Annotated in this window: 13 protein-coding genes; 6 read left to right on the top strand and 7 right to left on the bottom strand. The window is 69.2% G+C overall.

Features of this window, described 5'->3' with window-relative positions; all coding sequences use genetic code 11:
• Positions 1-9: 9 nt before the first annotated feature.
• Positions 10-2,379: a Tex family protein gene (locus WKR98_RS17785; protein ID WP_341434236.1), complete on the bottom strand. Its 2,370-nt coding sequence runs from the start codon at positions 2,377-2,379 to the stop codon at positions 10-12.
• Positions 2,380-2,434: 55 nt separating this feature from the next.
• Here WKR98_RS17785 and WKR98_RS17780 point away from each other — a divergent pair, with 55 nt between their 5' ends.
• The 3 genes from WKR98_RS17780 to WKR98_RS17770 are packed head-to-tail and all read left to right on the top strand — an operon-like array spanning position 2,435 to position 5,504.
• Positions 2,435-3,208 carry a hypothetical protein gene (locus WKR98_RS17780; RefSeq protein WP_341434235.1) on the top strand — a complete coding sequence of 258 codons (774 nt, stop codon included), beginning with the start codon at positions 2,435-2,437 and terminating at the stop codon, positions 3,206-3,208.
• Positions 3,208-3,411 (top strand): YdcH family protein, encoded by a 204-nt coding sequence (locus tag WKR98_RS17775; RefSeq protein WP_341434234.1) that lies wholly within the window; start codon positions 3,208-3,210, stop codon positions 3,409-3,411. Before WKR98_RS17780 ends, WKR98_RS17775 begins: the two co-directional genes overlap by 1 nt.
• Positions 3,408-5,504 (top strand): ATP-dependent DNA helicase, encoded by a 2,097-nt coding sequence (locus tag WKR98_RS17770; protein ID WP_445936108.1) that lies wholly within the window; start codon positions 3,408-3,410, stop codon positions 5,502-5,504. Before WKR98_RS17775 ends, WKR98_RS17770 begins: the two co-directional genes overlap by 4 nt.
• A gap of 5 nt (positions 5,505-5,509) precedes the next feature.
• On the opposite strand, the gene WKR98_RS17765 is transcribed toward WKR98_RS17770, so the two are convergent.
• From WKR98_RS17765 to WKR98_RS17750, 4 genes are all read right to left on the bottom strand, one after another.
• Positions 5,510-6,604 carry a M30 family zinc metallopeptidase gene (locus WKR98_RS17765; protein WP_341434233.1) on the bottom strand — a complete coding sequence of 365 codons (1,095 nt, stop codon included), beginning with the start codon at positions 6,602-6,604 and terminating at the stop codon, positions 5,510-5,512.
• Between the two features lie 310 nt (positions 6,605-6,914).
• The gene (locus WKR98_RS17760) at positions 6,915-8,582 is read right to left on the bottom strand and encodes a M30 family zinc metallopeptidase (protein ID WP_341434232.1); all 1,668 of its coding nucleotides are present in this window, start codon (positions 8,580-8,582) and stop codon (positions 6,915-6,917) included.
• A 37-nt stretch (positions 8,583-8,619) separates the two neighbouring features.
• Positions 8,620-10,329: a M30 family zinc metallopeptidase gene (locus WKR98_RS17755; protein WP_341434231.1), complete on the bottom strand. Its 1,710-nt coding sequence runs from the start codon at positions 10,327-10,329 to the stop codon at positions 8,620-8,622.
• Positions 10,330-10,341: 12 nt separating this feature from the next.
• Entirely contained in the window at positions 10,342-12,021 is a 1,680-nt protein-coding gene (locus WKR98_RS17750) for a M30 family zinc metallopeptidase (protein ID WP_341434230.1), read from the bottom strand.
• A gap of 134 nt (positions 12,022-12,155) precedes the next feature.
• Between WKR98_RS17750 and WKR98_RS17745 the strand changes: the two genes are divergently transcribed.
• Positions 12,156-13,901 (top strand): ATP-binding response regulator, encoded by a 1,746-nt coding sequence (locus WKR98_RS17745; RefSeq protein ID WP_341434229.1) that lies wholly within the window; start codon positions 12,156-12,158, stop codon positions 13,899-13,901.
• Between the two features lie 19 nt (positions 13,902-13,920).
• Here WKR98_RS17745 and WKR98_RS17740 read toward each other — a convergent pair whose 3' ends face one another.
• On the bottom strand, positions 13,921-14,556 hold the full coding sequence (locus WKR98_RS17740) for a response regulator transcription factor (RefSeq protein ID WP_124689394.1): 636 nt from the start codon (positions 14,554-14,556) through the stop codon (positions 13,921-13,923).
• Positions 14,557-14,569: 13 nt separating this feature from the next.
• Entirely contained in the window at positions 14,570-15,367 is a 798-nt protein-coding gene (locus tag WKR98_RS17735; RefSeq protein WP_445936124.1) for an outer membrane protein assembly factor BamD, read from the bottom strand.
• 146 nt (positions 15,368-15,513) lie between these two features.
• Between WKR98_RS17735 and WKR98_RS17730 the strand changes: the two genes are divergently transcribed.
• Both WKR98_RS17730 and pgeF read left to right on the top strand, forming a co-directional pair.
• Positions 15,514-16,524 (top strand): RluA family pseudouridine synthase, encoded by a 1,011-nt coding sequence (locus WKR98_RS17730; protein ID WP_341434227.1) that lies wholly within the window; start codon positions 15,514-15,516, stop codon positions 16,522-16,524.
• Positions 16,521-17,276 carry a peptidoglycan editing factor PgeF gene (gene pgeF, locus WKR98_RS17725; RefSeq protein WP_124689396.1) on the top strand — a complete coding sequence of 252 codons (756 nt, stop codon included), beginning with the start codon at positions 16,521-16,523 and terminating at the stop codon, positions 17,274-17,276. The genes WKR98_RS17730 and pgeF overlap by 4 nt, the downstream gene beginning before the upstream one ends.
• The last annotated feature ends 16 nt before the right edge of the window (positions 17,277-17,292 follow it).

Below are 17,292 nucleotides of genomic sequence, written 5' to 3'. Positions count from 1 at the left end.
CGTTGCCGTCTACCGCTTCAGCTTCGCGAAGGCCGCGGCCATCGCGCTTTCTCCCGGCGGAGGCGAGCTCATGCCGCGATCGCGCCCGCGACCGCCGCCTCCCGGGCGGCCGGCGCCGGCGCTACCGCCGTCGCCACGGCGCGCGGGGACCGAGTCGTCGTTCAGGCGCATGGTCAGTGCGATGCGCTGGCGCTGCAGGTCGACTTCCTGCACCTTGACCTTCACCGTCTGGCCCACGCGCACCACGTCGCGCGGGTCCTTGACGAATTTCTCGGACAGCGCCGAGATGTGGACCAGGCCGTCCTGGTGGACGCCGATGTCGACGAAGGCGCCGAAGTTGGCGACGTTGGTGACCACGCCTTCCAGGATCATGCCCTGGCGCAGGTCGTTCAGCGTCTCCACGCCGTCCTGGAAGGTGGCGGTCTTGAACTCGGGACGGGGATCGCGGCCGGGTTTTTCGAGTTCGCTGAAGATGTCCTGGACGGTGGGCAGGCCGAAGCGTTCGTCGGTGAACTGCGCGGGCGAGACGCCCTTGAGCGCGGCGCGGTTGCCGATGACTTCGCGGATCTCGGTCTGGAGCTTGGCCAGGATGCGTTCGACCACCGGATAGGCTTCCGGGTGGACGGACGAGCAGTCGAGCGGGTTGTCGCCGTCGGCCACGCGCAGGAAGCCGGCGGCCTGTTCGAAGGCCTTGTCGCCGAAGCGCGGCACGTCCATGAGCTTCGCGCGCGAGGGGAAGGCGCCGTTCTGGTCGCGCCAGGACACGATGTTCTTGGCCAGCGCGGCGTTCAGGCCGGAGACGCGGGTCAGCAGCGGCGCCGAGGCGGTGTTCACGTCCACGCCCACGGCGTTCACGCAGTCCTCGACCACGCTGTCCAGCATGCGGGCCAGTTCGCGCTGGTTGACGTCGTGCTGGTACTGGCCGACGCCGATGGACTTGGGATCGATCTTGACCAGCTCGGCCAGCGGATCCTGCAGGCGGCGAGCGATGGAGACGGCGCCGCGCAGGCTGACGTCGAGATCGGGGAATTCGGTGGCGGCCAGTTCCGAGGCCGAATAGACGGACGCACCGGCCTCGGACACGACGATGCGGGTCAGGTTCAGGTCGGGGTAGCGCTTCATCAGGTCGGCGGCCAGCTTCTCGGTCTCGCGCGAGGCGGTGCCGTTGCCGATGGCGATCAGCTCGATCTGGTGGCGGCGGGCGATGCGGGCCAGGGTCTCGATCGAGCCGTCCCAGTCGCGGCGGGGCTCGTGCGGGTAGACGGTGGCGGTGTCCAGCAGCTTGCCGGTGCGGTCGATGGCGGCCACCTTGACGCCCGTGCGGATGCCGGGGTCCAGGCCCAGCACGGATTTCGGGCCGGCGGGCGCCGCCAGCAGCAGGTCCTTGAGGTTCAGGGCGAAGACGCGGATGGCCTCGGCTTCCGCCTCTTCCCGCAGGCGGGCCAGGTTCTCGGTCTCGAACGAGGGCAGCAGCTTGACGCGCCAGGTCCAGCGGCAGACTTCGCCCAGCCATTTCTGGCGCGGGCTGACGTCCAGGGCGAATACGCCGTCCAGGCCGACCAGTTTGGCGACGCGCGCCACGCAAGGGTGGGGAAGCTGTTCTTCCAGTTCGGGTTCCAGGCCCAGGCGCAGTTCGAGCACGCCTTGCTGGCGGCCGCGCAGCATGGCCAGCACGCGGTGCGAGGGCAGGGTGCGCAGCGGTTCGTTGAAGTCGAACCAGTCGCGGAAATTGGCGCCTTCGGCTTCCTTGCCCTCGGCCACCTTGGAGTAGACCAGGCCGGTGCTCCACAGGTAGCCGCGCAGGTTCTCCAGCACCTCGGCGTTCTCGGAGAAGCGCTCGGTCAGGATGTCGCGGGCGCCGTCCAGGGCGGCCTTGGCGTCGGCCACGCCGGCCTCGGCGTTGACGTAGGTGGCGGCGGCGGTTTGCGGATCGATGGCCGGATCGGCGAGAATGGCATCGGCCAGGGGCTCCAGGCCCGCTTCCCGGGCGATCTGGGCGCGGGTCCGGCGCTTGGGCTTGTACGGGGCGTAAAGATCTTCCAGGCGCTGCTTGGTGTCGGCGGTGGTCAGCGCATCCTTGAGTTCCGGCGTCAGCTTGCCCTGCTGGTCGATCGAGGCCAGGATGGCCGCGCGGCGGGTTTCCATGTCGCGCAGGTATTCCAGCCGCACTTCCAGGTTGCGCAGGACGGTGTCGTCCAGGCCGCCGGTCACTTCCTTCCGGTAGCGGGCGATGAACGGCACGGTCGCGCCGTCATCCAGGAGTTCCACCGCGGCGGAGACCTGCGCCGGGCGCGCGCCGAGTTCTTCGGCAAGCTGGGCGATAATGCGGGATTGGGCCTGGGTGTCGAGTGCCTCGCCCCGGTCGGTGACCATAGCCATCGAGTCCGTCCTACCTTGGAAAATGAAGCCGCGGATTTTGCCACAGTCTGAGAATATGTCCTTAATTGCTTTCCGCCCGGGCGTTACGCAATGTGTCGATGGCCCGCCGGCCACGGGCCGCTGGGCCGCCCGGCTGGCGCGCTGGCTGCTGCCCGCCGCCGTGACGCTTGCCGCCGTGCCGGCGCTGGCGGCCGGGGAGGACGGGCAGTCCGTTCCCGCGCAGGCCTATGCCTCGAAAGAGGCCGCCCAGGCGGCCGCCGACGCCGCCAAGGCCGAGTCCGACCGCATCAAGCGGCAGTACGACATCGATGCCGCCGAGTGCATGCACAAGTTCTTCGCCAATCGCTGCGCCGAAAAAGCCAGGCTCGAGCGCAATGCCGGCGTGACGCGCACGGATTCGGACCGCCGCGCGGCCGAACTGTACATCCGGCGCGAAGAGGCCCGCGAGCGGCACGAGAAGCGCGATCGCGACAATGCCGAGCGCGACGCCAAGGCAACCGACCGCGCCGCACGCAAGGCGGAGGAAGCGGCCAGCCGTCCGCCGCCCAAGGCGGAACCGGCCCCGCCGCCGCGCCCGTCGGCCCCCGCCGCCGCGCCGGCGCCGCGTCCGCCCCGCGACGTGGACGACCCCGCCGTCCGTGCCCGCAACCGCGCCGAGTTCGAGCGCAAGCAGGCCGAGGCGCGCGAATATGCCGAGAAGCAGGCCCGCGATCGCCAGGAAGCCGAGGCCAAGCGCGCCCGGCGCCGGGCCGACCGCGAGGAAGAGGCCGAGCGCCTGAAGGCGCGGCAGCAGGAAGAGGGCGCCCCGGCGCCCGCCGGGAAGCCGTGATGGATGACAGGACCCAGGTGCTGACCGCGCGCATCGTCGAGTTGCAGCTCGAGCACCGCGACCTCGACGCCGCCATCGAGCGGCTGGCGGTCGATACCGCGGTGGACGAACTGCGCCTCAAGCGCATGAAGAAGCGCAAGCTCCAGCTCAAGGACCACATCGTGGCCTTGCAGATGCAACTGATTCCGGACATTCCTGCATGACGGCTTCGATCATGGACATCGGCGCCGACGTGGCCGCCGTGTTCGCTGCCGATGGTCCGCTGGCCGGCAAGCTCAAGGGCTACCGGCCCCGGATCCAGCAGATCGAACTGGCGCAGGCCATCGCGCAGGCCATCGGCGATCGCGGCACCCTCGTGGCCGAGGCCGGCACCGGGACCGGCAAGACCTTCGCCTATCTCGTGCCGGTGCTGATGCATGGCGGCAAGGTGCTGGTCTCGACCGGGACCAAGACGCTGCAGGACCAGTTGTTCGCCCGCGACCTGCCGGCCGTGCGGGATGCGCTGGGGCTGCCCGTCGTCATCGCGCTGCTCAAGGGGCGCTCCAACTACCTGTGCCACTATCACCTGGAACGCACCGTGGGCGACGGCCGGCTGGCCTCGCGCGCGGAGGTCGCGCAACTGCGCAAGATCGAGTCGTTCGCCAAGCACACCCGCAGCGGCGACAAGGCCGAGCTGGCCGAGGTGCCCGAGAACGCGGACATCTGGCACAAGGTCACGTCCACCCGCGACAACTGCCTGGGCTCGGACTGTCCGGCCTTCCGCGAGTGCTTCGTGATGCAGGCCCGCAAGCGCGCGGTCGAGGCCGACGTGGTGGTGGTGAACCATGCATTGTTCCTGGCCGACCTCGCGCTCAAGGACGAAGGCATCACCGACCTGCTGCCGGCCGCCGATACGGTGGTGTTCGACGAGGCCCACCAGTTGCCGGCCGCCGCCACGCGCTTCCTGGGCGAGTCGGTGTCGTCGCACCAGTTGCTGGACTTCGCGCGCGACGCCACGGTCGCCGGCCTGTCCCATGCGCGCGAAAGCGCGGACTGGCCGGTACTGGGGCAGGCCGTCGAACAGGCCACGCGCGAGCTTCGGCTGTCGTGCGCGGCGGTCGAGAAAATGCCGGGCCAGCGCAGCACCTTCGACACGCTGCCCAATCCCCGGGATTTCGGCAAGGCGGTGCAGCAGGTGATCGATACGGTCCACACCCTGGGCCGCATCCTGATGGCCGTGGGCGAACGCCATCCCGACCTGGACATGGTGGCCAAGCGCGGCCCGGACCTGATCGCGCGGCTGGCGCGCTGGACCGAGGCCCATGGCGTGCCGCCGGCGCATGCGGAACAGGCCGCCAAGCCGGCCGAATCCGCCTGGCCGGAACCGGCGCCGGCGTCGTCCTCCGAACCTTCCACCGAGCCGCCCGCGCAACGGGCGGACGACGGCTGGGTGCGCTGGGTGGAAACCGGCGCCAGCCACATCCGCCTGCATACGGCGCCCTTGTCCGTCGCGCAGGCGTTTTCGCAGTATCGGCCGGCGGGGCAGGCCTGGATACTGACCTCGGCCACCTTGTCGGTGCGCGAGGATTTCTCGCATTTCACGCGCCAGCTCGGCCTGTACGAGGCCACGACCGGCCGCTGGGAATCGCCGTTCGACTACGGGGTCAACGGCCGCCTGTTCGTGCCGCACGGCATCCCCGCGCCCCAGGATCCGCGCTTCACCGAAGGCTTCGTCGAGGCGCTGCTGCCCGTGCTGGCGGCCAGCCGGGGCTCGGCGCTGGTCCTGTGCACGACCCTGCGCGCGGTGGACCGGGTGGCCGAGCTGCTGCAGGAAGCCTTCCGCGCGCGAGGGTGGGAATGGCCCCTGTTCAGACAGGGCGACCGTTCCCGCCGGGAACTGCTGGAACGCTTCCGCACCAGCGCGCACGCGGTGCTGGTGGGCAGCGCCAGTTTCTGGGAAGGCATAGACGTGCCGGGCGACGCGCTGACCCTGGTGGCCATCGACAAGCTGCCGTTCGCGCCGCCGGACGATCCGGTGCTGGACGCGCGCATCCGCGCCAGCCGCGAGCGGGGCGGCAATCCTTTCTTCGAATACCAGTTGCCCGAGGCTGCCATCGCGCTCAAGCAGGGAACGGGGCGGCTGATCCGCACCGAAACCGACTGGGGCGTGTTGATGGTGGGCGACCGCCGGCTGGTCGAGAAGCCCTACGGCAAGCTGCTGTGGCGCGGCCTGCCGCCGTTCACGCGCACGCGCAACGTGGCCGACGTCGAAGCCTTCTACGCCGAGCGGGCCGAGGCGGTCTCGCCCGCGGCCTGAGGCCGCTAGCGGACGACCACCGATACGCTGGTCCGGGGCGGGACGGTAATGGTTTCCTCGTACACGTCGCGGATCGCGGGTCGAACGAAAGGAAAGAAGCCGCGCGGCTGCAGATACATCGGCACGCCCGCGGGCAGCCCGTAGTCCGCGTACAGAGAACCGTCCATCGGCACGAGTTCGTAGCCGGCGTCGCTTCTGGCGCCCAGCCCGAAGTTCGGCGGCGAGGCCGCCGGCAGCAGCACGATGGCCGTGCCTATGCGGCGCAGCGTCGTCTGGACGCCGGGGCCGCCCACGTCGCGGATGGCCTTGTCCAGGATGCCCCAGGAATCCGGCGCGCCGGTCTCGTCCAGCAGCCGTCGATAAAGGGCCATGCCGTAGTGGCGCAGCAGGTAGGCGCCCAGGGTCGAGTTGATGTTGTAGCTGTCGCAGCGGTCCACGGCCAGGATGGGGATGGACAGGATGTCGCAGTTGAAGCCCTGGTCGCGCAGCCAGTAGCGGACGAAGAAATCCCGGTTCTCGTGGTGGCGGTTCAGTCCGGGCAGGTAGAGCGCGTCCTCGGCCATCAGCGCCATCAGTTCGACGAACCAGGATTGGTGGAAGTATTCCTGGCCCGGCTCCTGGGCGATGACCTGCCGGTAGCGGGTGGCAAGGTGAGTCAGTTCATGGGCGAAGGTAGCCAGTTCGTCCAGCACCGGATTGTAGAAATTGTCGTCGGAGATGAAGACGACCAGCGCCTCGTTGCTGAGATTGTCCTCCGGCGGGCCGGCCGGGTCGTTCAGCCCGACGTCGTTCCAGTGCACCATCCCGGCCGCCATCATGTCGCGGATGAAGGCCACGTGCAGGTCCTGATCAGGGGCAAGGGCCGGCAACCCGACGTCGGGATACGGCCCCCATGGCGGTCCGGACAGTGCAACGGTTCGATCGTAGACCGCGGTTTCTCCCTGGACCAGGTCGCGGATGAAACCGTCCAGCATCGCGTCCGTCACGCTGCCCGCCGCCTGGGTTTGCGCATCGACCCAGACGTGGATGCCGCGCCCGTCGCGGGCCACGGCCTGGCGGACCAGGGTCGAGCGGCGGAACGCGTCCTCCTCCGTGCCCATCCCGTATCCGGACACCCGCCAGGTGCGCACGTCTCCGAGCCGGGGCGCGGGGCGGCCGCGCGCGGCGCGATGATCCTGGCCGAGGGCGAGGGCTTGCGGCTTTTCAACGCTTGCATCGGATCGGCCGCCATCGGCGGCAGGCCGGGCCGTCGATGGCGGCGCGGGCCTTCGGTCCTGGCCGCGTCCGCGCCGGCCGAAGGGGGCTCCGGCGGCGCGGCGGGCTCGCTGTCGCCGCCGCATCCCGACAGAAGGATCAGGCCGGCGGCCGACAGCAAGGCAGGCACGCGCATGGCGAGGCTCATGGCGGCTCCTAGCGCACGACGACCGACAGGCTGGCATGCGGTGGCACGACGATGTTTTCCCGGTAGGTGTCCCGTACGGCCGGCCGGGCAAAGGGGAAGAAGGCGCGCGGCATCAGGGTCATGATCGTATCGGTCGGCAGGGCCAGTTCGCTCGCGTAGGTAGCGCCGTCGATGGCGGCCAGCGTGTAGGCGCCGTCGGTCCGTTCCGGCAGCCCGTAGCCCTTGGGCGAAGCGGCCGCCGGCAGCAGGGCGATGTTGGTGGCGAAGCGGCGCAGGGCGGCATCCGCGCCTTCTCCGCCCGCCTGCTTGATGGCGTCGTCCAGGATGGCCCAGGAATCGGCAGAGCTGGTGTTGCGCAGCAGTTGCCGATAGAAGCCGATGCCGTACTGCCGCAGCAGGTAGGCGCCGAAGGTCGCCTGTGCGCCAAGGACATAGCAACTGTTGTCGGCTGCGTCCCGCGCGGTCTTCAGGCCGCAGTTGAAGCCGCCCGTGGCGCCCATCGACAGCCAGTACCAGCGGTAGATGTCGCCGACGGGTTGATACGCATCGCTGCCGGGCAGATACAGGATGTCCTGCATCATCAGGGCCGTCATCATGTCGAGCCAGGGTTCGAAGGACTGGTCGTTGGCGGGTAGCGCCGAGCGGTGATAGATGTTGGCCAACTGTGTCAGCAACAGCGCCATGGCTGCGGGCGGTTCGCCGGAATCGTAGTAGTCGTCCGGCTGATAGAAGCGCTCCGTGGTCAGGTACACGGCAAGTGCCTCGTTGCTGGTGCGGACGTATTCGTCGAAGTCGGGATTGCCCGTCTGCTGGCGGATGCGCAAGTCCCGGCTGCCCGGGTAGGACACGTAGGCCAGCTCCTTGCCCAGCACGATGTTCAGGTCCTGCGCCGGTGGTATCGCTCCGGCTGTTTCATGTTGTCCCCACGGTTCGCCAGCGAGTTCCGTGGCTCGTGTGTAGACGGACCGCGGGCCGGCCGCGACGCGTTGCAGGAGGGTGTCCAGCATCGCGTCGTCGACCAACCCGTCGCCGTATTGATCGTCCTCCAGCCAGATGTTGACCCGGCGCGAGCCATCCGGTCCCTGGGCCTGGCCCTGGCGATGCAGTGTGAAGGGACGTTCGACCCGGCCCTCGGTCCACGTATCGACCCACCACAGGCGCGTGGCGCCCACGACGGAGGCAGGGGCGACGGCCCGGCTGGCGGTGGCCTGTTTTTCCGTGGCCAGATTCTCCGCAGCCTGTTTCGAGGCGACCGGCATGGCCAGGGAAAAGGCGGGGGCGCGCCGCGCGGCCGCGGGCACATCCGCCGGATAAGGCGAGCGCTCGAACAATTCGATGCCGGGCATCTTCAGCGGCGCGTCGTCGTGGTTCGTCATGATCAACTGCACGTCCTTGCCGGCCAGGCCCGAGATGTCGATTTCCACCTCGCGCCGTTCGCCCGTCGTGTTCGTGTATTGCCAGATGCCGACGCCGGAGCCCAGGTAGCGATGGGCGTCGACCGCGCCGCAATGGGGGCCGCTGCAATCGACGGCCAGCCGGGCGACGGCCGGGGGCGGCGGCTCGGGGGTGTCGGGCGTCACGGCGCCGTCGCCGCCGCAGGCCGACAGCACGAGCGCCGGACCGAGCAAGGCCAGCCGGAGGGGAAGGGTACGCATGCGTAGCGAAAAGGAGAGCATGGCTTTTCCTTGAGACGATTGCCGGTGATGTCCGGGCCTATCGGATGACCACCGACAGGCTGGTGTGGGGCGGTACGGTCACGGTTTCCCGGTAGGTGTCCTGGATACCCGGGCGCACGAAGGGAAAGATGCCGTAGGGGGCGAGCTGCATGGGCGTGGCCGTGGGGAGTTCGCTGACGGCGGCGTAGCGGGCGCCGTCCATGGGGACCAGCGCATAGCCGCTCTCGTTGCGCGCCGGCATGCCAAAGCCCGCCGGCACGGCCGAGGCGGGCAGCAGGGCGGCGGTCGTCGAGAACCGCTGCCAGGCCTGGGCGAACCCGGCTCCGCCCGCCTGCCGGATGGCATCGTCCAGGACCTCGAACGAATCCTGCGAACTCGTGTTGTGCAGCAGCCCGTGGAAGAACTGCACGCCGAACTGGCGCAGCAGGAAGCCGCCAAAGCTTCCCACCCGGTCATAGCCGTAACAGGCCTGGGTGTAGTCCTGGGCCGAGACGGAACGCAGATCGCAGTTCAGGGAGCCCCATCTGACCAGCCGGAGCCAGCTCGCGAGCCGGTCGTCCCGTATCGGGTGCGCCGGATCGAGATCTTCCCGGTATTGCACGTCCTGCATCATGGTGGCGACCATTTCTTCCAGCCATGTGTCGTTGGTGTAGGAAGTCGTGCGGCTGAAGTCGCGCCCATAGGCGGTGGCCATGTGGGTCAGTTCGTGCATCAGCATCGAAGGTCCGTAGCCGGAAATGCCGAGCGGGTCGTACAGCGCGGCGGCGTGGAGGACGACAACGAGGGCTTCGTTGCTGAAGCGCAGCAGGCTGTCTAACTCCGGAATGCCGGTGGGTACGTCGCGCTTGAGCAGGTTGATCTGGCCGAAGTAGCCGCCGCTGTCGAATCCGCCGGCAATGACGATGTGGAGATCCTGGTCGGGCGGGATGGCGTTTTCGTACGGGCTGGGACCCCAAAGCGGTCCGGCCAGCGCGGACAGCCGGGCGTAGGGTGCATCGTCCCCGGCCAGGACGCGGTCGGCCAACTGGTCCAGCATGGCATCGGTGATGCGATCCGGACCTTCCACCGGATCGGCGACCCACAGGTTCACGCGGCGAGGATCCGTACCCGAGGCCATGACCTGCTTGCGCAAGGTGGCAGGGCGCAAGAGGGGAGGATTCTGTTCGCTGAAGCGGTTGCCTATCCACCATTCCCGTCGGTCTCCGGTCCGGGGCGGGACATAGGCATCGGGAACGGTCCGCAGTTGCGGCGAGACGCGTGGCTGCGCACGCAGTTTTCGCCAGGCAGCCGCCGGAATGCGCTCGTGGTCGAGGGAGCGGGACGGAAGGGGCTTGCCGGGATCTGGAGGGGGGCCGCTCAGGGCTGCCATGGGCGCCTCCAACGGATAGGGCGAGCGGACGAAGAGTTCGAGCGCCGGCAGTTTTTGCGGCACGTCGGAATGGCTGGCGTAGATCAACTGGACATCCTTGCCCGGGATGCCGGCTATCCGTATGGGCAGCGCCACCCGTTCGTCCGTGTCGTTCGTGTATTGCCACAGGCCGATGCCTTGGCCGTCGTAGCGGTCGGAGGCGATCGCGCCGCAATGAGGGCCCGCGCAGTCCACCGCCAGGCTGGCCGCGGGAGGCTCGACGGGCGGGGCCGGCAGGGCTTGGTCGCCATCCCCGCCACAGGCGGCCAGGAGCAGCCACACGCCATGGATGGCCAAAGAACTGATCGGGGCGCGTGTTCGTGCAGAGGTGGTTGTCATGGCGGATCCTTGCTATCGGATGACGATGCTCAGGCTGGAGCGCGGCGGAACGAGCAGGGTCTCGCGGTAGCTGCCCTGGATGCGGGGCCGCACGAACGGGAAGAAGCCGTAGGGTTCCAGGTAAAGCGGCACGCTGTTGGGCAATGCGGTGGTGTCGGCATACCGCGCGCCGTCCAGCGGAATGAGCGAAATCTCTCCTTCATGCCTCTCGGGATAGCCGAAGCCCGAGGGCGAAGCCGCCGCGGGAAACAGGGCCGCGCTGCTGCCGAAACGGCGCAGCATGGCCTGGAAGCCGTCGCCCCCCACCTGCCGGATAGAGTGGTCGAGGACCTCGAAAGAGTTGGTCGAGCTGAAATCGTTCAATAGCGAGACGAACAGATCGGCGCCGTGCTGGCGCATCAGATAGGCCGCCAGCGTATTGACCGTGTTGTAGCCATAGCAGGCCCGGTCCGGCGACGGGATCGGATACATGTCGCGCAGATCGCAGTTGAAGCCACCGCGCTGGCCCCAGATCATCCAGTCTCGGAAACGCGACGCGGTGTCGGAGGGCGCCGGGTCGTCGGGATGGTAGACCAGGTCCTTCATCGCTTCGGCGACCGTTTCGTTCAGCCAGGAGTCGAGGGTGTACTCGTTGCCGCCGAGAATGCCTCGATAGAACCAGAATACGATGTGTGTGAGTTCGTGCGAGAAATTCTGGATGAAGTCGGTGTAGACGTCATCGGGGGCGTAGATGGTCCGGGCGTGCATGTACACCGCCAGGGCTTCGTTGGACTGCTGGATGCGGGGAAGGTCCGGATAGTAGTGACGCACGTAGGAGTCGGTATAGCTGACGTAGCCCAGGACCTCCATCCGCTCGACGATCACCACGTTCAGGTCTTCGCCGGCGCCGATGATGTCTTCGTAGGGATTCTCGTTCCAGATCGGCCCGGCGATCCTGGTCACCCGGTCGTAGGTGGATCGGATCCCTTGCTGTAGTTGGTCCAGGGCTTCGTCGGTCAGCACGCCGGCGTCCGTGACCGCGTCCTCGACCCAGATGTTCAGGGTCCTGGGATCGGCGCCATCGACGCGGAAAGTGCGTCGCAGCGTGGTCGGACGCAGCGCCTTGGCGTCGTCCCGGTACGAAAAGTCATTCACCCACCATTCCTTCGTGTCGCCCACCCGATGGGACGCCGCGGCGGCCATGCGGGTCAGGGCCGGTCCGGAGGCGGTTTTCACGCGCGGGCGGGGCAAGGCACGCATGTCGTAGGGCGCATGAGGCGCACGAGGGAGCCGGCTTTCCGCCGGATTCGAGGCGGGGCCCGCCGCGCGCAGCAGCGCGGTCGATGCGGCCGCGTCGACGTAGGGCGAGCGCGGGAACAATTCCAGCGGTGGCAGCTTCTGCCGCGCATCCGACTGGTTCACGTAGGAAAGGTGCACGTCCTTGCCCGGTATGCCGTCGATGCTGACAGGTACTTCCACGCGTTCGTCGGTGTCGTTGGTGTACTGCCAGACGCCTACGCCGGAGCCGGCATAGCGATGGGCGTCGATCGCGCCGCAGCGTGGCCCGCTGCAATCGACGGTCAGCCGCGGGCCGGTCTCGGGAGGCGGCGGCACGGGGGCGGCGCCGTCTTCCCCTCCGCCGCAGGCGGCCAGGGCCAGGATGGAAAGCAGCGACAGCACGCGCGGCAGCCGGGCGCGGAGTCGTGGGAGCATGGGCGATACCTGTCGGGTGGGGAACTTGGCCGCAAGCGTATCGGAGTGTCCCGCAGCGCGCATTGGCCTAAGGTCCAATGCCTGGGTCTTCCGTCCGTGATAGCGTTGTGCCAGTTTCCGGAATTCCGAGCCCGATGTCCGCCTCCCGCCTTCCCCTTGCCGAACAGCTCCAGGCCGAACAGGCGGCGATACTTCGCCGCAACCTGCCGTTTTCGCTGTGCGGCGCGCTATTGACGGTGGGCCTGGTGTGGGCGGCGCTGCGCGATGCGGTGCCCGTGGGCCAGTTGCTGGCCTGGTTCCTGGCGCAGGCAGCCTGGACGCTGGTTCGTGCCTGGGGCGTGTCGCGGTACAAGCGGGCGGCCGGCAGCGCGGCGGGCCTGGCGCGCTGGCGCCGGGCCGCCATCGCCACGACCGGGGTGGCCGGACTGCTGTGGGGAATTCCCTTCGCCTACTGGATGCTGCACGTGGATCTGCCGCATCAGATGTTCCTGATCGTCGCGCTGCTGACCCTGGGCACGGGGGCGATCTATGCCTATTGCATCGACCTGCCGCTGCTGTATGCCTTCGAACTGCCGTATTTCTCGCTGCCTTTCGTCGCCATCCTGGCGATTCCGGGCACCATGCATACCGTGCTGGCGCTGGCGGCGGCGCTGTACCTGGCCGTGACGCTGGTGTTCGCGCAGCGCATGTCGCGCACGCAGATCGATTCGCTGCGACTGCGCTTCGAGAATCTTTCCCTGGTCGAGAGCCTGCAACGCGAGAAGGAAGCGGCCGAACGCAGCGACCTGGCCAAGTCGCGCTTCCTGGCCGCGGCCAGCCACGATCTGCGCCAGCCGGTCCATGCGCTCAGCCTGTTCATCGGCGTGCTGAAGGAACAACCGCTGCCCGACGAGAGCCGGCGCCTGGTGGACAGCGTGGGCAAGGCCGCCTCGGCGCTGGGAACGCTGTTCGAGGCGCTGCTGAACATCTCGCGCCTGGACGCCGGCGTGGTGCGTGTCAACCGGCGGACCTTCGCGTTGACCGCGCTGTTCGACCAGTTGCTGCTGGAGTTCACGCCGCAGGCCGATGCCAAGTCGCTGGTCCTGCGCGTGCGGCCCACGCGGGCGGTGGTCTACACCGATCCGGCGCTGCTGGACCGCATCCTGCGCAACCTGGTCGAGAACGCCATCCGCAACACCTCGCGCGGCGGGGTGCTGCTGGCGTGCCGGCCGCGGCGGGGGGCTTGGCGCATCGAGGTCTGGGACACCGGGGCGGGCATCCCCGCATCCGAACAGGACAAAGTGTTCTGGGAGTTCCATCAGTTGAACAATCCCGAGCGGGACCGGAGCAAGGGGCTGGGCCTGGGGCTGGCCATCGTGCGGCGTACGGCCAAGCTGCTCGGGCATGCCGTCGGGCTGCGCTCGCGCCCGGGGCGGGGCAGCGTGTTTGCCATTACCGTGCCCCGGATGGCGGAACAGCTCGGCGGCCAGCCCGTCGCGGCGCCGGCCGGCCGCACCGCCGGCGCGCTGCGGGACCGGCTGGTGTTCGTGATCGACGACGACACCGAGAACCGCCAGGGATTGCAGCTGCTGCTGGAGGCCTGGGGCTGCCGGGTCGTGGCCGGCGGCAGCGGCCGCGAGATCCTGCTGGCCGCGGCCCGTCACGACCAGCGGCCGGACCTGATCATCAGCGACTACCGGCTGCGCAACCATGAGACGGGAATCGAGGTGATCGACGCCCTGCACGAGGAATACAACGACGAGAACATCCCCGCGATGCTGGTCAGCGGCGACACCGATCCCCAGCGCCTGGCGGAGGCGTCGGCGCGGACCTGGCCGCTGATGCACAAGCCGGTCGAGCCCGCCGAGCTGCGGGAAGTCATGGTACGGCTACTGGGTTAGCGTCGGCAGGCCCGAGGCTTTACCTGGGTTTGCCGAACAGGCCGGCGCGGCGCGCGGCCAGCACCGCCTGGGTGCGGTTGACCACGCCCAGCGCGGCGAAGATGGCCGAGATGTGGGCCTTGACGGTTTTCTCGGTGGTGGCCAGCCGCTCGGCGATCTCGCCGTTGCGCAGGCCCTCGCACAGCAGGCACAGCACCTCGGTCTGGCGCGGCGTCAGGCGGCCCGGCGGCTGCTCGGACAGCACGGCCAGCGAGGCGGGCAGGGGGCTTTCCGGGGGCCGCACGACCTGTCCGGCCAGCACCCGCCGCATGGCGTCCAGCAACTGCCCGACGTCGGCCGACTTGTGCAGGAAGCCGTGGGCACCGGCGGCCAGCGCCGCCTCGGCGTCCTCCTGGTCCTCGGAGGCGGACAGCACCATGACCCGCAGGCCGGCGCCCGCGCGTCGCAACTGGCGCACCAGCGCCGCCCCACCGAGATCGGGCAGGTAGTAATCCATCAGCGCGATGTCGGCCGTGGCGTCTCTGAGCAGGGCCAGGGCCTCGGCGCCGTCGGCGGCGGTGCGCAGATGCAGCGAGGGGCCGGCCGCTTGCCGCAGGGCAAGCGCCAGCCCCTCCCGGAACATGGCGTGATCGTCGATCAGCAGGGCACTGGTCACGGGCGCGGTGCCCTTACCAGATCTTCCACCACGGGCCGCTTTCCTTCTGGAAGCCGCTCTTGACGAAGGTGCTGTCGGGATAGTTCATGCTTAGCACGCGCGAGGCATCGTCGCGCAGGTCGGTCATGCCCATCTTGTCGTAGGCCAGCACCATGATGTAGAGGGCTTCCTCGACCGCGGGGGCGCCCTGGAAGTCGCGTACGGCGGTCTGCGCGCGGTTGACCGCGGCCACGTAGGCGCCGCGATCCAGGTACAGCCGGGCGACGTGGACCTCGTTCATCGCGATGGAGTTGACGAGGTAGTTCAGCCGCAGGCGGGCGTCGGGCGCGTACTTGCTGTCGGGGAAGCGGGCGACCAGGGTCTTGAACGCGTCGAACGACTCGCGCGCGCCCTTGGGGTCGCGCTCGCTGGGGTCCTGCCGCGTCAGGTTGGCCAGGAAGGCGCTGTCCTGGTAGAAGTTGATCAGCCCCTTCAGGTAGAGCATGTAGTCCAGGCTGGGGTGGTTGGGGTGCAGGCGCTCGAAGCGGTCGATCGCGGCCAGGGCCTGGGCGTTCGAGCCGTCCTTCCAGTAGACGTAGGCGATGTCGATCTGCGCCTGCTGGGCAAAGACGCCGAACGGATAGCGCGATTCGAGCTTTTCCAGCAACTTGGCCGCCTGGGTCCAGTTGCCGGTGTCCATCTCGTCCTTGGCCTCCTTGTACAATCTTTCGGCAGTCCAGCCCACCGTGGGGTCGGGTTCCTTGCCGGTATTGGCGCAACCCGCCAGGACGAAAAAGGCCAGCAGGCAGGCCAGGGCCAGGCCCAGGCCCAGCCGCGTAACGAGGCTCTGCCGCCGGGCCGGGGCCGGATGCCCGCAGGCTGCTTGCATTGCCAGGGAATTCAACTGCATGGTGGTGTCCCTCACCAATAGACTATCCATGATTATATTCGGGCTTCGCGGCCACGCCCTCCAGAAACATGTCATCTTCGCTGCCGTCCCAAGATATCGAAACCCAGGAAGCCGAACCGCGCCTGCTGGACCTGCCTCCCGGCACCCGCGCCGGCCGCCTGGACAAGGTCCTGGCGCAACTGCTGCCCGAGCATTCCCGCAGCCGCCTGCAAGGCTGGATCGAGCGCGGCGGCGTGCTGGTCAACGGCAAGGAAGCGTCCGTGCGGCAGGTCGTCGGGCCGGGTGACCAGCTTACGGTCTGGGAGGAAGCGGCGCCCGAGTCGCTGGCCTTCACGCCGGAAGCCATCGATTTTCCGGTCGTGGCCGATAGCGCCGACTGGATCGTGGTCGACAAGCCGGTCGGCCTGGTCGTGCACCCGGGGGCGGGCAACTGGCACGGAACGCTGCTGAACGGCCTCCTGCACCGCTACCCCGAACTGGCCCAGGTGCCGCGTGCCGGCATCGTACACCGGCTGGACAAGGATACCTCGGGGCTGATGGTGGTGGCGCGCACCATCACGGCGCAGACCTCGCTGGTGCGGCAGCTGCAGGCCCGCACCGTCGGGCGGCGCTATCTGGCGCTGGTGTCGGGCCACGTGCGGCGCGGCGGCACCGTCGACCGGCCCATCGGCCGGGATCCGCGCGTGCCGGTGCGCATGAGCGTGGAGCGGCCCATCGCCGCCAAGCCGGCCATCACCCATTTCGAGCCCCTGCGCCTGGGCCGCTCGCCCGGCGGCATGCCGGTGACCGAGGTCGAGTGCCGCCTGGAAACCGGCCGCACCCACCAGATACGGGTGCACATGGCCAGCATCGGCCATCCGCTGCTGGCCGACACGCTGTACGGCGGCAAGGCGGTGGAGCCCGCCGCGCGGCAGATGCTGCACGCGGCCCGGCTGCAGTTCGACGATCCGGTCCTGGGCCTGTCCCGCGTATTCCGCGCGCCGGTGCCGGACGACATGCAGGCCGTCGTGCGCGTGATCGCCTGGGACGATGACGGACAGGACGCGGACGACTACCTGGACGAGGAGGACGAGGAATGAATGCCGCCGAGCCGTTCGTGCAGGAAGGTCCGGCCTGGCCCGGGCTGCGCATCGTCGCCACCACCCGCGGCGGTGGCGTCAGTACCGGGCCGTACGCTTCGTTCAACCTGGGCGCCCACGTGGGCGACGCACCCGAGGCCGTGGCCGCGAACCGCGCGCGCCTGCGCGCGGTACTGCCGTCCGATCCGCTGTGGCTGGAGCAGGTGCATGGCACGCGGGTGGCCGACGCCGACCGCGAAACGGATCCCGCGCCGGCCGACGCCGCCGTCACGCGCGCGCCAGGCAGGGTGCTGGCCATCATGACGGCCGACTGCCTGCCGGTCGTGATCGCGGCGCCCGGCGCCGGCGTTCTGGCCGTGGCCCATGCCGGCTGGCGCGGGCTGGCGGCCGGTGTGCTCGAGAACGCCGTGGCGGCGATGGCCGTGGCGCCGGGCACGGACCTGCGGGCGTGGATAGGGCCGGCCATCGGCCCGGCGGCATTCGAGGTGGGGGACGAGGTCCGGGCCGCCTTCGCGCGCATGGCCGAACCGCCGGCGCATGCCTTCGTCCCGACGGGCGGGCGCGACGCGGCGGGGGCGCCCAAGTGGCTGGCCGACCTGCCGGCGCTGGCCGAGCAGCGGCTGCGTGCCGCGGGCGTGGCCACGGTCGCGCGCAGCAATCTGTGCACGGTGGCCGGCAACGACCGCTTCTACTCCTACCGGAAGGAAGGCGTCACCGGACGCTTCGCGACGCTGGCCTGGCTCGTCCCCTGACCGCCAGGCGCTCAGG

Origin of the sequence: Pigmentiphaga sp. YJ18 (genome assembly GCF_038066655.1) — a bacterium.
Classification (GTDB): Bacteria; Pseudomonadota; Gammaproteobacteria; order Burkholderiales; family Burkholderiaceae_B; genus Pigmentiphaga.
The sequence above is the reverse complement of the archived record's forward strand: the minus strand, read 5'-3'. Positions and strand labels throughout refer to the sequence as shown.

Bases quoted from the DNA above. Each gene is read 5' to 3' on its own strand.
- WKR98_RS17785 (WP_341434236.1), bottom strand. From the start codon at position 2,379: ATGGCTATGGTCACCGACCGGGGCGAGGCACTCGACACCCAGGCCCAA.
- WKR98_RS17780 (WP_341434235.1), top strand. From the start codon at position 2,435: ATGTCCTTAATTGCTTTCCGCCCGGGCGTTACGCAATGTGTCGATGGC.
- WKR98_RS17775 (WP_341434234.1), top strand. From the start codon at position 3,208: ATGGATGACAGGACCCAGGTGCTGACCGCGCGCATCGTCGAGTTGCAG.
- WKR98_RS17770 (WP_445936108.1), top strand. From the start codon at position 3,408: ATGACGGCTTCGATCATGGACATCGGCGCCGACGTGGCCGCCGTGTTC.
- WKR98_RS17765 (WP_341434233.1), bottom strand. From the start codon at position 6,604: ATGGGCACGGAGGAGGACGCGTTCCGCCGCTCGACCCTGGTCCGCCAG.
- WKR98_RS17760 (WP_341434232.1), bottom strand. From the start codon at position 8,582: ATGCTCTCCTTTTCGCTACGCATGCGTACCCTTCCCCTCCGGCTGGCC.
- WKR98_RS17755 (WP_341434231.1), bottom strand. From the start codon at position 10,329: ATGACAACCACCTCTGCACGAACACGCGCCCCGATCAGTTCTTTGGCC.
- WKR98_RS17750 (WP_341434230.1), bottom strand. From the start codon at position 12,021: ATGCTCCCACGACTCCGCGCCCGGCTGCCGCGCGTGCTGTCGCTGCTT.
- WKR98_RS17745 (WP_341434229.1), top strand. From the start codon at position 12,156: ATGTCCGCCTCCCGCCTTCCCCTTGCCGAACAGCTCCAGGCCGAACAG.
- WKR98_RS17730 (WP_341434227.1), top strand. From the start codon at position 15,514: ATGTCATCTTCGCTGCCGTCCCAAGATATCGAAACCCAGGAAGCCGAA.
- pgeF (WP_124689396.1), top strand. From the start codon at position 16,521: ATGAATGCCGCCGAGCCGTTCGTGCAGGAAGGTCCGGCCTGGCCCGGG.